The organism is Arthrobacter sp. I3 (assembly GCF_000520575.1).
Lineage (GTDB): Bacteria > Actinomycetota > Actinomycetes > Actinomycetales > Micrococcaceae > Arthrobacter > Arthrobacter humicola_A.
The window spans coordinates 12,482-24,823 of record NZ_KI914909.1; the positions used below are offsets into that span (position 1 = coordinate 12,482).

At 66.8% G+C, this 12,342-nt stretch carries 11 protein-coding genes; 7 read left to right on the plus strand and 4 right to left on the minus strand.

Annotated elements, in window-relative coordinates; translation table 11 throughout:
- Positions 1 to 119 precede the first annotated feature (119 nt).
- Positions 120 to 725, plus strand: coding sequence for a hypothetical protein (locus Y706_RS0105445; RefSeq protein WP_028275780.1), 606 nt, complete (start codon positions 120 to 122; stop codon positions 723 to 725).
- 40 nt (positions 726 to 765) lie between these two features.
- On the opposite strand, the gene Y706_RS0105450 is transcribed toward Y706_RS0105445, so the two are convergent.
- The 3 genes from Y706_RS0105450 to Y706_RS0105460 are packed head-to-tail and all read right to left on the minus strand — an operon-like array spanning position 766 to position 5,673.
- Positions 766 to 2,217 (minus strand): MFS transporter, encoded by a 1,452-nt coding sequence (locus Y706_RS0105450; protein WP_028275781.1) that lies wholly within the window; start codon positions 2,215 to 2,217, stop codon positions 766 to 768.
- Between the two features lie 38 nt (positions 2,218 to 2,255).
- Positions 2,256 to 4,259: a vWA domain-containing protein gene (locus Y706_RS0105455; protein ID WP_028275782.1), complete on the minus strand. Its 2,004-nt coding sequence runs from the start codon at positions 4,257 to 4,259 to the stop codon at positions 2,256 to 2,258.
- A 25-nt stretch (positions 4,260 to 4,284) separates the two neighbouring features.
- Positions 4,285 to 5,673: a sigma 54-interacting transcriptional regulator gene (locus tag Y706_RS0105460; RefSeq protein WP_028275783.1), complete on the minus strand. Its 1,389-nt coding sequence runs from the start codon at positions 5,671 to 5,673 to the stop codon at positions 4,285 to 4,287.
- 145 nt (positions 5,674 to 5,818) lie between these two features.
- Between Y706_RS0105460 and Y706_RS0105465 the strand changes: the two genes are divergently transcribed.
- A complete protein-coding gene (locus Y706_RS0105465) occupies positions 5,819 to 6,496 on the plus strand; it encodes an MSMEG_4193 family putative phosphomutase (RefSeq protein ID WP_043434981.1) in 678 nt (225 codons plus the stop codon).
- A 13-nt stretch (positions 6,497 to 6,509) separates the two neighbouring features.
- Entirely contained in the window at positions 6,510 to 7,211 is a 702-nt protein-coding gene (locus tag Y706_RS0105470; RefSeq protein ID WP_028275785.1) for an SCO1664 family protein, read from the plus strand.
- 52 nt (positions 7,212 to 7,263) lie between these two features.
- On the opposite strand, the gene Y706_RS0105475 is transcribed toward Y706_RS0105470, so the two are convergent.
- Positions 7,264 to 8,052, minus strand: coding sequence for an IclR family transcriptional regulator (locus Y706_RS0105475; protein WP_343213035.1), 789 nt, complete (start codon positions 8,050 to 8,052; stop codon positions 7,264 to 7,266).
- A gap of 126 nt (positions 8,053 to 8,178) precedes the next feature.
- Between Y706_RS0105475 and Y706_RS23830 the strand changes: the two genes are divergently transcribed.
- From Y706_RS23830 to Y706_RS0105495, 4 genes are read left to right on the plus strand one after another with little or no spacing between them, the layout of a single operon-like run.
- Entirely contained in the window at positions 8,179 to 9,588 is a 1,410-nt protein-coding gene (locus tag Y706_RS23830) for an MFS transporter (protein WP_052355012.1), read from the plus strand.
- Between the two features lie 3 nt (positions 9,589 to 9,591).
- Positions 9,592 to 9,966: an NIPSNAP family protein gene (locus tag Y706_RS0105485; protein WP_028275787.1), complete on the plus strand. Its 375-nt coding sequence runs from the start codon at positions 9,592 to 9,594 to the stop codon at positions 9,964 to 9,966.
- A 2-nt stretch (positions 9,967 to 9,968) separates the two neighbouring features.
- Positions 9,969 to 10,802: an SDR family NAD(P)-dependent oxidoreductase gene (locus Y706_RS0105490; protein ID WP_028275788.1), complete on the plus strand. Its 834-nt coding sequence runs from the start codon at positions 9,969 to 9,971 to the stop codon at positions 10,800 to 10,802.
- Between the two features lie 15 nt (positions 10,803 to 10,817).
- The gene (locus Y706_RS0105495) at positions 10,818 to 12,248 is read left to right on the plus strand and encodes an FAD-dependent oxidoreductase (RefSeq protein ID WP_216699107.1); all 1,431 of its coding nucleotides are present in this window, start codon (positions 10,818 to 10,820) and stop codon (positions 12,246 to 12,248) included.
- Positions 12,249 to 12,342 lie beyond the last annotated feature (94 nt).

The window sequence follows — 12,342 nt, forward strand, 5'->3', positions numbered from 1 at the left end:
ATCCCCGCCGTTCTGGGGGTGGCCGGCGCCCTGACCCGCATCACGGACGGAACGACGCTCGTGGTCGACGGAACTCACGGAACCGTCCGCGCGAAACCGGCAGGTCCCGGAGCGGGTCCATGAGCCCGCAGCAGCCATCCATGCTCCTCACCCTCCATGCCCTGAGGCTGCTCGGCTTCGCTGACACTGAATCAGTTGCCGCCCGGTTTGGCCAGGATCCGCACGACGTCGAACGGCGCCTCATTGACGCCGGCGCGAACGGGTGGGCGTCGCGCTCCTCATTCGGGGGAAACCGGGGCTGGTCCCTGACCGTGGCCGGCAGGACTGAAAACGAACGGCTCCTGGCCGAGGAGCTGGACAGCGTGGGCGGCCAGGCAGCGGTCACCGCCGTGCACGCGAAGTTTGCACCCCTGAACGCAGGAGTCGTGGCCGCCTGCAGCAAACTCCAGCTCCGCTGGCTCGCCGAGGGAAGTCAGCGGCACGATGGGATCGACGGGCCAACACAGCAAACCTTCACCCAGGCGTTGGCGTCCTTCAGTGATCTGGAAGTCCGCCTGACCGCTGTGTTGCCGCGGTTCAGCGGATACGCGGAACGCCTCGAGCTGGCAGTGGAAAACGCAGCCACGGAGCCGGCGTGGCTCACCGCCACAGACCGCGACTCCTTCCACCGCATCTGGTTCGAATTGCACGAAGATCTCATCGCCACCCTCGGCATCCGGCGATGAACGCCCCAGCAAGACCCCAAAAGTGACAGCGGAACCGGGGTCATCCGCTGCTGGATGACCCTCGCGCGGCGGCCTGGGTCTGTTTGACGGGTTTCGTCGCGGGCATGCCGATGACGGCGACGACGGTGAGGACGGCGGCGATCATGACGGCCAGGAACACGGCGGAGGAGGCCGCCACGATTGTGTGGGGATCCGTGTCGCCGTGCGGGGTGCCGGCGTAGACAGCGTTCGCTATCGCGCCGAAGACGGCGACGCCGATGGAGCTGCCGATCGACCGGGCGAAAAGGTTGGTGCCGGTGACCACGCCGCGCTCGTTCCATTCGACGCTCGTCTGGGCGGCGATCAGGGTCGGGGTCGCGACCAGCCCGAGTCCGAGCCCGACGATGAAGCAGCTGACGGCGACGAGCGCAACGTTGGGGACGGAGGCGGTGACGGCCAGGACTCCCGTGCCGATGACGGTGACCGTGATGCCGATCAGGGCAGTGTTCCGGAACCCGATGCGCAGGTACAGGCGCCCTGACTGGGACGCACTGATCGGCCAGCCGATGGTCAGCGCCGCCAGGGCGAGCCCGGCCACGATCGGGGAGGTCGAGAGGGCTCCTACGAGGAACGTCGGAACGTACGATGTGATGCCCAGCATGACCGCTCCCACGCCGAAAGCGACCATCGCCGTCGTCGCCAGCAGCCGCCGGGACACCACCCACGAAGGCAGGACCGGCTCCGCCGCCCGCCGTTCGACGAGGACAAACGCGACGAACAGGAGGGCACCGCCGGCGAACACTGCGTCGCTGATGCCGGAGTCCCAGGCCCAGGCCTGGCCGCCCTCGAGGGCCCCGAGAATAAGCAGCGTGAGCGAGACAGTGAGCAGCCCCGAGCCCAGATAGTCGACCCGGTGCTTCACGGGCTCGATGTTCTCGTGGAACGATCGGACCAGCATCCATCCGGCCACCAGGCAGAGAGGGATGTTCACGAGGAAAATGCCGCGCCAGATCCCGAGCGAGGCAAACACTCCCCCGAGCGTCGGGCCCACCACTGAGGAGACAGCCCACACGCTCGCCAGGTAGCCCTGCACTTTTGCCCGCTCGGCCAGGGTGTAGATATCGCCGGCGATGGTGATGGCCATCGGCTGGACCGCGCCGGCGCCCAGGCCCTGCACGACGCGGAAGGCGATGAGGGCCGGCATGCTCCAGGCGGCTCCGCACAGGATCGAGCCGAGCAGGAACAGGCCGATTCCGATCAGCATGATCGGCTTGCGGCCGATGGTGTCGGAAAGCTTTGCGTAGACCGGGACGGACACGGCCTGCGCCAGCAGATAGGCGGAGAACAACCAGGGGAACGACGTGAACCCGCCAATGTCGTGCACGATCGCGGGCACGGCTGTCGCCACCACGGTCGCGTCGATCGCCACTAGGCCGGTGGAGAGCATCAGGGCAATGAGGACGGGTCCGCGTTTGGAGCGGAACCCGACTCCCTCGGCAGGCATGGTGGTCACGTGCATCACTCCCGGTGCGGTCGTCTATTGAGCAGCGTCTATTGGGCCCAGTCGGCGTCGTCGTAGGGGCGTCCGCGGAAGTGGGCGCGGAGGTACTCCCCCACCACGGCCGCGCCCAGGTCCCCGGTTTCGGGCGCCACTACCCGGCCGTCGATGCGGCGGGCCATCCGCTGGATGAACCGCTCCAGGGAAGGGTCGTCGCCGAGCCGGAAGAACGTGGCCTGTGTGCCGGCCCGGGCCAGGCGGTCCAGTTCGGCGACCGTGACGCGGATGGTCTCCGGGTCCGGCGGCCAGGAGAACCAGGACTCGCCGTCGGCCAGCAAGTGTGCGGTGGGTTCGCCGTCGGTCACCACAAGGAGGACGGGCTGCATCGACGGGTGCTGGCGGAAGAACCGGCCGGCCAGCAGCAGGCCGTGGTGCAGGTTGGTTCCCTGCTCCCGCAGGGCCGGCAGGGCCGTGAGCTCGCCAATGTCCATGGTCTGCGCGTAGCGGCCGAACGTGATCAGCTGCAGCCGGTCGCCGCGGAACCGGGTTGAGACGAGGTGGTGCAGGGCGAGTGCGGTGCGTTTCATAGGCACCCAGCGTCCCTCGGCGGCCATCGAGAAGGACACGTCCGCAAGCAGGACGACGGCGGCCTGTGTCCGCGCCTCCGTCTCCGTGACTTCGATGTCGCCCACGGCGAGCCGCAGTCCGCGGCCCGGGTCACCGCCGTCGGCGATCGTGCGGCGGATCGCGTTGGTGATGGTGCGGGTGACGTCCCACGGCTCGGCGTCGCCGAACTCCCATTGGCGGCTGGAGCCGGTCTGCTCCCCGGCCGCCCCGGCAACCCGCGTGTCCCGGCGGCCCTGCCGGCCGGAGAGCTGCTTGGCGGTGTCCCGCAACAGCGACCTGCCGAGCCGCCGCATGGCCTGCGGGGACAGCCGGAGATCACCGTCGGCGCCGCGCTGGAGGAAGCCGCCATCCTGCATGGCCCGCTCGATCTCCGCGAGCGTGCTGGCCGACACGGCGGCATTCTGTCCGAGCTGGCGGGCGAGGGCGTCCAGGTCCAGGTCATCAAGGCGTGACCCGCTGTAGGCCTGGGAGAGCTGTTCGGCCAGCTCGTCCAGTTCGGCGATGTCCTGGAGCACGCCGGTGCCGTCGCCGAGTCCGAGTCCTTCCTCGCCCTCGAAGCGTTCGGAGCCGGTCCAGTCCTCGCCGGGGCGCAAAGCCTGCAGGTTGGAATCGAGTTGGCCCAGCTGTGCCATAAGCTCGGGCGAGCCGAACGCCTGGGCGGAGAGCCGCATCAGCTCCTCGCGCTGCTCGGCGGACATGGATTGCAGGAGCCGCTGCGCGGCGGCCGCGCGCTGGGCGAGCGCGTCCACCAGCTCCTCGACCGACTGCGGGTTCTCCGGGAAGAACTGGCTGTGTTTGGCCATGAATTCCTGGAAGTCCGCGTCGGTGTCCTCACCGCGGCGGTGTTTGCCGAGGAGCCCGTTGAGATCCTGCAGCATCTCGGCCACGGCCGCGCGGTCCTCCTCGGTGGCGCCCTCGAGCGCCTCCTTCATACCGGCGAACCGCTGGTCCAGGAGTTCGCGGCCGAGCAGGTCCTTGATCCGCTCGTAGGCCTCCCGCGCGGTGCTGGACTGCCAGTCATAGGAGGCGAGCTCGTTGACCGCCGCCGCCGTGGAGCGCGGCAGGTTCTGCAGTTGCATCTCCCGGAAGGCGCGGTCGGTGTTGTCCATCATGGCGTCGCGGGCTAGTTGTTTGCGCTCCTCCAGCACCGCAGTCTCAAGCAGCTTCTGGACTTCGCTGAGGGTGCCGTCCAGGTTGTGCCGGCCCAGCAGTTCACTGCGCCGCTGCTGGACACGACCGGCGAGGTCGTCGAGGCCTTCCCGGTTCCGGCCGCCGCGGCGCAGGAATTCCCGGAGGGCGTGCCGGGGCGAGTAGCCGGCCATGACGTCCTCGGCGACGGCGTCCAGCGCCTCCGCCAGGTCCACCGGCGGGGCGAGCGGATCCGGTCCTCCCGTGTACCGGCCGTACCTGGACCGGTTGTGAGCGGTCATGAGGCCTCCTTAGCCGTAAAGCTGCCTACCCGTAAATCGTCTCCTCGTCGTCGGACTCCTTGGAGATCCGCCGGGCGAGGTAGAGCCCTTCCAACGCAAGTTCGACGGCGGCGGCGCGCTGCCCGTCGTTTTCCGCGCCCAGGCGCTCACTGATGTCGTCGTAGAGACTGGATCCGTTGAGGGACGGGAGGTTGTGGAGGAACTCCCGCGCAGTGACCAGTTCCCCGGTGGTCACCGTGGCGTGGCCGTCGAGCGCGGCCACGAGCGGGCCCATGTCCAGGCCGTGGAAGTGGGCCCGGACGGCTTCCGCGGTGGCCATGCGCAGGAGGTGGTCCAGGACGTCCTGTTCCCGGCCTTCCTCACCGGACTCGAACTCGATCTTCCCGGCGAGGACGTCCACGGCGGCGTCCAGGTCGATGATCCGGGCGACGGCCTCGTCCTCGCCGCGCATACTGGCCCGGCGCAGGGCCGCCGCGGCCACGGTTTCGGCACCCGCGATGGCGAACCGCGCGGACACCCCGGAGGTCTGGTTCACCGCCGGCGACTGCCGCAACGCCCGGGTGTAGCGGGCCAGGATCTCCAGAATGACGGGCGGGACGCCGGCCACCAGCTGCCCCTCCTGCCGGATGACGGCGACCTCGTCGTCGAGCTCGATCGGGTAGTGGGTGCGGATCTCGGCGCCGAAGCGGTCCCGCAGGGGCGTGATGATGCGGCCGCGGTTCGTGTAGTCCTCCGGGTTGGCGGACGCGACCACCAGGACGTCCAGCGGCAGCCGCAGCACGTAGCCGCGGATCTGGATGTCGCGTTCCTCCATCACGTTGAGCATCGAGACCTGGATCCGCTCGGCCAGGTCGGGCAGCTCGTTGATGGCGATGATTCCGCGGTTGGAGCGCGGGACCAGGCCGTAGTGGATGGTTTCCGGGTCGCCGAGACGGCGTCCCTCGGCCACCCGCATCGGGTCGACGTCGCCGATCAGGTCCGCGACGGACGTGTCCGGCGTCGCGAGTTTTTCGACGTACCGTTCCGAGCGGTGCCGCCACGCCACCCGCAGCCGGTCCCCCTCGGTGAGGGCCAGGGCGCGGGAGTGCTCCGTGATGGGTTCGTACGGGTGTTCGTTCAGCTCCGAGTCCTCGATCACCGGCGACCACTCGTCCAGCAGCCCGGCCAGGGTGCGCAGGAGCCGCGTCTTGCCCTGGCCCCGTTCGCCGAGCAGGACGACGTCGTGCCCGGCGAGCAGGGCCCGCTCGAGCTGGGGCAGGACGGTCCGGCTGAACCCGAACATCCCGGGCCAGGGATCCCGGCCGGCCGCGAGCGCGGCGAGCAGGTTGTCCCGAATTTCGCGGCGCAGGTCCTTGTGGACGTGGCCGGCGGCACGCAGTTCACCAACAGTGAAGATATCGGGGCGATCACTCACTCCTCCACCGTAGACCTCTCCCGTGCAGGGAATCGAGGGATTCTTGCAGATTCCTGCGCGTTGGCGTGAAGTGCGGAATACCGCTCTGTAGCTCCCCCACCCTCGCAAGCTCGGGCGGGGACCCCTGCCGCTACGCTTAATGCTGATGACTGCATCAACCGCGCCGGCACCTCCGGCCCCCGCGACCTCACCCGAGCGGCAGGGCACGCTCCTGCTTCTGGTGCGCCACGGGGAAACGCCGACCACGGGCATGGTGCTCCCAGGGCGCGCCCCCAGACTGCATCTGTCCGACCGGGGCCGGGCCCAGGCTTCCCGGGTCTCGGAACGGCTCGCGGGCTTGTCCGTCGACGCCCTTTATTCCTCCCCGCTGGAGCGCGCCTGTGAGACGGCGGAGCCGACGGCGGCCCGTACGGGACTGGCGGTGGCGCACGACGACGGGCTGCTGGAGTGCGATTTCGGCGAATGGACCGGTGCCGCGATCGCGGACCTGGCGGCCCTGCCCGAGTGGCAGACCGTGCAGCACAGCCCATCCGCCTTCCGTTTCCCGAACGGTGAGAGCTTTCTGGAGATGCAGGCGCGGATCATCGGAGCACTAGAGCCCCTGCGCGCGGCCCACGCCGAGGGTGTCGTGGTCTGCTTCTCCCACGCCGATCCCATCAAGGCGGCCGTCGCCCACGCCCTGGGCACGCCCCTGGACCTCTTCCAGCGGATCGTCATCAGCCCGGGCTCGGTGTCGGCCATCTCGTTTGTGGAGGGGCAGGACCCGGCCGTGTTGATGGTGAATTCGACGTCGGAACCGCTCAGCGGGCTGAGGGCGTCATGAATTGGGGCAGCCGGTGTCCGGCCGGGAGCTGACCCTGCTCGCCGAGGGCCGCGTCGAGCTGCTCGGGCGCATCCCGCGCAGCAGCAACGAGACGTTCCTGGTCCAGGTCTCCTGCGGCGAGGACGAGGGGTACGCGGTCTACAAGCCGGAGGCCGGCGAACGGCCGTTGTCCGATTTCGAGCCCGGACTGTACCGGCGGGAACGCGCCGCCTACCTGCTCAGCGAGTCCCTGTCGTGGGGCCTCGTGCCGCCGACCGTGATCCGAGAGGAAGCCCCGTTGGGGGTCGGGTCGCTGCAGTGGTTCATCGAGTGCGACTTCGGCGAGCACTACTTCACGCTGTTCGAGGACGCCCCAGAGACCCACCGCGACCTGGCCCGCATCGCCCTGTTCGACTACGTCGCCAACAACACCGACCGCAAAAGCGGGCACGTGCTGCGCGGCGACGACGGACGGGTCTGGGGCATCGACCACGGACTCTGCTTCTCCGCGAGTTTCAAACTCCGCACCGTGATCTGGGACTTCGCCGGCGACCCCATCCCCGATGCCCTGCTCGAGGACATCGCCCCGCTCGCCGAGGCCGCGCCTCCCGAGGTGGCCGAACTCCTCGACGACCACGAGGTCACCGCCCTGCAGCGCCGCGTCCAGCGCCTGCTGCACGCACGGGTCCTGCCGGTTGACCGCACCGGCATGCGCTACCCGTGGCCCCTGGTTTAGGCGGCCACTTTCCGCGTGTTCGCGGTCTCCTTGGTGGAGATGTCGCCCATATCTACAAAATGCCCTCCTTGAGTTCCGCCGCTGTCTTCAGGAGATGGTCAGAGAGACGCTCGGCATCGCCGGATCCGAAGCGCACAATGGGCATGGCAATGCTGAAAGCCGCATGTTCGCCGTCGATGACGCCGAGGGACACGGCGAGGGCCGCCACACCGTCTTCGCTCTCCTGGAAGTTCATACCCACCCCCCGGCGCCGGGTCTCGGCGAGCTCCCGATGGAGCTTTTCGAAGTCCAACTCGGTAGCGGGCCCGCCCGCCACGGACGGCACCGTCCGGTAGCGGCTTTCCACCTCTTCCGGCGACAGGTCCGCCAGCATGGCTTTTCCGGCCGACGTGACGTGGGCAGGGAGTACGACGCCGATGCGCAGCCCAAACCGCAAGGCGTGAGTCGTGGCATCGATGCCGTCTTGATGATGGATCGTCGTCCCGACGAGCGTCGCCAGGTGAACGGTTTCCCCGACCCGCTCGAAGAGGCGCTCCAGATAGGGCCTGGCGCGAACCCGTAGCGAGGGAATCGACATCATCAGGCCTGGCCTCAGGAGTTCAGGACCCGGCCGGTATCGCCGCTGATCCCCCTGCTCCGCGAAGCCATCACCGGTCAGTGTGGCCAGAAGCCGCTGCGCCGTCGACGGGTCGACATCCAGCGCCTTGGCCGCCTCCGTCACGCTGAGCGACCCCTCCTGAACCATGAGCTTCAACAGGACAAGCGCGCGGTGGACGGACTCTACCCGGGAACCAATATTATTGCGTATCACGCAATAAGTATACGGAGTATTGCGAATCACACAAGTCCGTGCCTAAACTCACATTCATCGCTTGCCGCTAGGGCGCAAACGCCAGGCAGTCCCGGCCCTTCTCCGGCGGTGACTGCCCTCCCCTCCCCCGCATCGTCATCCGACAAAGGAGTCCTGATGATCCAAACCACTCCGATTCAACCTGCCAGACGGCCGCTTCGGCCGAGCACCCCTGCCCCTGCCGAGGCCAAGCGAGCCGTCCTCAGCGGCACGTTTGGGTCAGCCCTGGAATGGTTTGACTTCGCCGTCTATGGAGCCATGGCGGCCACCGTATTCCCCGTGGTGTTCTTCAATGAGCTCAGCCCGGCGATGGGCCTCCTGGCCTCGTTCGCCACCTTCGGTGTGGGCTTCTTCGCCCGGCCGCTGGGCGGGATCCTCTTCGGTCATCTTGGCGACCGGATCGGACGGCGCAAGATCCTGCTCACCACCTTTATCCTCATGGGCGTCGCCTCCATGGTGATCGGCCTGCTGCCGTCGTACTCAGCCATCGGTTTCATCGCACCACTGGCCCTGGTTGTCATGAGGTTTATCCAGGGTGTGGCGCTTGGCGGCGAGGCCACCGGCGCCCAGCTGATGACCATGGAACACGCCCCCGCCGACCGGCGCGCATTCTATGGCGCCCTCATGGCGATGGGATCTCCGATCAGCCAGGTCATGGCCAACCTCCTCCTTGCCGTGCTCTCCGGCGTGCTGAGCAAACAGGATTTCCTCTCTTGGGGCTGGCGCCTGCCGTTCCTGCTGAGCATCCTTCTGGTGGCTGTGGGCATCTACATCCGGCTCAAAGTCGAAGAGACGCCCGTATTCAAGAAGGGCTTGGAGGAGATCGGGGCCGAGTCCACCAATCCTGCGATGGTGATCCGGACGCACGGTGTCACGATTCTCCGGCTCATGCTCGCGTACGCCCCGATCATCGTCACCTTCTACATCGTCAGCGTTTTCGGCATCAGCTATCTCACCACCCATGGGTATGCCCAAAGCGAGACTTTCACCATCATCATGATCTCGAATTTCCTGTCCGTCATCGCCATCTGGTGGGGTGGCCGGCTTGCCGACGTCTACGGACGCCGCAAGATCCTCATGGTTGGGTCTGCCTTCACCCTTGTGGCAGCTGTCATTTTCTTCCAGGTGGTGGACCTGCACAGCTTCCCCCTGACTTTGGCGGTAGTCGCCTTCGCGCTGGTTTCAGCGCAATTCGGCAACGCAGGTCAAGGTGCCCTTTTCGCTGAGGCCTTCCCCACCCACATGCGCTACACGGGCTCGGCCTTGGCCCTCACCGGTGGCAACCTGGTGTTCGCAGCCCCGGCACCATTCCTCGCCTCCTGGCTGACGAGCATCAGCGGGGGGAGCACCCTGGCCATCACGATTACCTGGGTGGTCATCATCGCCGCCGCCCTGATCAACATGCTGCTGATGGGTGACGGCTCCACGCTTGAGGGGAACAAGCAGCGGTTCGGACGGTATGAGCCGGCGCCTCAGACCCGCGAAGCAGTCGACGCCGATGTCCGCGCCGACTCGACGGTGAACTGATCCATGATCGTTGAACAGCGTACCTATGTCCTTCACACCGGGGCCAGCCTTGCGGACTATCTGGCGGCCTATGAACAGATCGGCCTGCCGGCGCAGAAACCAATCCTCGGCGGCTTCCTCGGCTACTTCGTCACCGAGTTCGGACGCCAAAACGAACTGAACCACCTCTGGGCCTACGCGGACCTTGAGGACCGCCGGGTACGCAGGGCCGAATTGGCCAAAAACGCCCAGTGGCAGGAATGCCTGGCCATCATCCGGCCCATGATCATGACGATGGAAAACAAGATCATGTACCCAACGCCGTTTTCACCCATCCGAACCCTGCCCGTTTCCATCGCAGACACCCACACAGCGTTCGCCGAAGAATCGAGAAACTGACTATGGGAATTACGCTGACCGAATCCCCCGGACTCGCGGTCCCCGCACAAAAGACACTCACCCAGACGGCAATCGTCACCGGTGGTGCCGGCGGCATCGGCAGGGCAATCAGCCACCGGCTGGCCGCCGAAGGTTACGCAGTGGTCGTTGCCGACATGGACCAGGCGGCAACAGACCTGACCGTGGCAGGCCTCCCCCAGGTCAACGGCGCCACCCATACCGGTTTCGCCGGAGACCTGACCAGCAGCGAAGCCAACCGCGAACTGGCGGCCCTCGCAGCCGAGGTGGCGCCCATCGGCGTCCTGGTCAACGCAGTTGGCATCTCCCCAAAGCGCAACGGCGCCAAGGTCCCCTTCTTCGAGCTCGGCGACGACGAATGGAATCACGTCATGGCCGTCAACGCCAGCGCTCCGTTCTTCCTCATCCGCGAGGCCTACCGGTACATGCCCACGGACGGCAGCGCGAGCATCGTGAACCTGCTCTCCATTACCTCCAAGCTGGGGACCGGAGGGCCGGCCGACGCCGCGTTCGGGCCGTTCCTGCCCAGCTCCGTGGCATACGGAGCGTCGAAGGCCGCCCTGCAAAACCTGACTGCCAGCCTCGCACTTGAGCTGGCCGACCTGCAGATCCGGGTCAACGGTGTAGCCCCGGGCTTCGTGCAGACCCCCATGATGTCCAGCGTCCCGGTCGATGACAAGCTCCTGAACCAGGTCCCCATGAAGCGCTTTGCCCAGCCCGCGGAGATTGCCGACGCCGTCGCCTTCCTGGTCAGCAGCCGGGCGAGCTACATCACCGGCACCAGCCTCGACGTCAACGGCGGCTGGCTCACCTGCTGAATCCTGATCCACCGCGTGATCGACTCCCCGAAACACCTGAAAGCGAGCAACACCATGTCCATGCCCGAATACTCATTTGACCTGGTCGTCATTGGCTCCGGCATCGCCGGGCAGGCGGCCGCCACGTCTGCGGCCGAGGCCGGGCTCAGCGTCGTCCTGCTTGAAAAGACAGAACGCCTCGGAGGTTCCAGTGCGATGAGCGGAGGCTTCTTCGCCTTCTCCGGAACCGACGAACAGGCAGCAGAAGGTATCCACGACACAGCCGAACTCTTTCTGGCCGACATGGTCACGGCAGGCGGCGGGGCAAGCGACCGTGCCCTGCTCGAGGCCTACCTGGATCACCAGACAGAGACGTACACCTGGCTCAAGGGTCAAGGTGTGGTTTTCCGCGCCCTGGAAATCAGCTCCGGCCAGTCGGCACCCCGCAGCCACAATTCCGTCATTACCGAGGTCCTGGCCACTCTCCACCGAAACTTCACTGCCCTTGGCGGCGAAATCCGGCTCAACCACCGCGCAACCAGGCTGGTCCGCGAGGATTCCGGGAGGGTGGGTGCCGTCGTCGTGCATTCCCCCGAGGGTGAGTCCCTGTTCCGTGCCCGCGGCGGGATTGTGCTGGCGACCGGCGGGTTCAGCCGGAGCACGGACCTGCTGCGGACTTTTGCCCCGGACCAACTCGCGGCGATCCCGTACGGCGGAAAAGGCAACACCGGTGACGGACTGAAAATGGCATGGAAGCTTGGGGCAGGCATGGCTGACATGGCCTATGTCACCGCCACGTATGGTTCGCATCCGGAGACCGGCGAGGAGTTCCACGAACTGCTCACCGCCTACTACATGGGTGCGATTGTCGTGAATACGGCCGGCAAACGCTTTATGGACGAGTCCCAGTCCTACAAGGTCCTGGGCCGGGAGGTCCTCAAACAGGCCGAGGGTCTTGGTTTCCAGATCTTCGATGCGAAGATCCGCGCGAAATCCCACCCCGGGATCCCGCTCAACGACATCGACATGCTCGAAAACATCGGCCACGTGCACCAGGCGGACAGCCTTGAAGAACTCGCCGCGATCGCCGGCATCGACGCCGCAGGGCTGGCGGAGAGCGTGTCCCGATACAACGCTGCCATTGCCGGCGGAGAAGCTGACGAGGCCGGCCGCACCCACCTGTGCAACGGCGTCGGAGAGCTGCTGCCCCTGGACCAGCCCCCGTTCTACGCCTACCCGGCCAAGTCGCTGATGACCACCACCTACTGCGGGATCACTATCAACACCGAGGCACAGGTCGTGGATATTGACGGCGACGTGATTGACGGCCTCTACGCCATCGGTGAGGTTACCGGCGGATTTCACGGCGCGGCCTACATGACGGGGACCTCGCTGGGTAAGGGCGCGGTGTTCGGCCGCATCGTCGCCCAGCACGCCGGCGCCAACCTGTCCCTGGTCCGGTCCTGAACGCCCGATCCGCTACAAAGGAGTACTGCAATGTCATTTTCAGGAAACGTCGACGAGACCCGTCACGTGGACGTTGTTGTTGTCGGCTCGGGCA

Bases quoted from the DNA above. Each gene is read 5' to 3' on its own strand.
- Y706_RS0105445 (WP_028275780.1), top strand. From the start codon at position 120: ATGAGCCCGCAGCAGCCATCCATGCTCCTCACCCTCCATGCCCTGAGG.
- Y706_RS0105455 (WP_028275782.1), bottom strand. From the start codon at position 4,259: ATGACCGCTCACAACCGGTCCAGGTACGGCCGGTACACGGGAGGACCG.
- Y706_RS0105465 (WP_043434981.1), top strand. From the start codon at position 5,819: ATGACTGCATCAACCGCGCCGGCACCTCCGGCCCCCGCGACCTCACCC.
- Y706_RS23830 (WP_052355012.1), top strand. From the start codon at position 8,179: ATGATCCAAACCACTCCGATTCAACCTGCCAGACGGCCGCTTCGGCCG.
- Y706_RS0105485 (WP_028275787.1), top strand. From the start codon at position 9,592: ATGATCGTTGAACAGCGTACCTATGTCCTTCACACCGGGGCCAGCCTT.
- Y706_RS0105490 (WP_028275788.1), top strand. From the start codon at position 9,969: ATGGGAATTACGCTGACCGAATCCCCCGGACTCGCGGTCCCCGCACAA.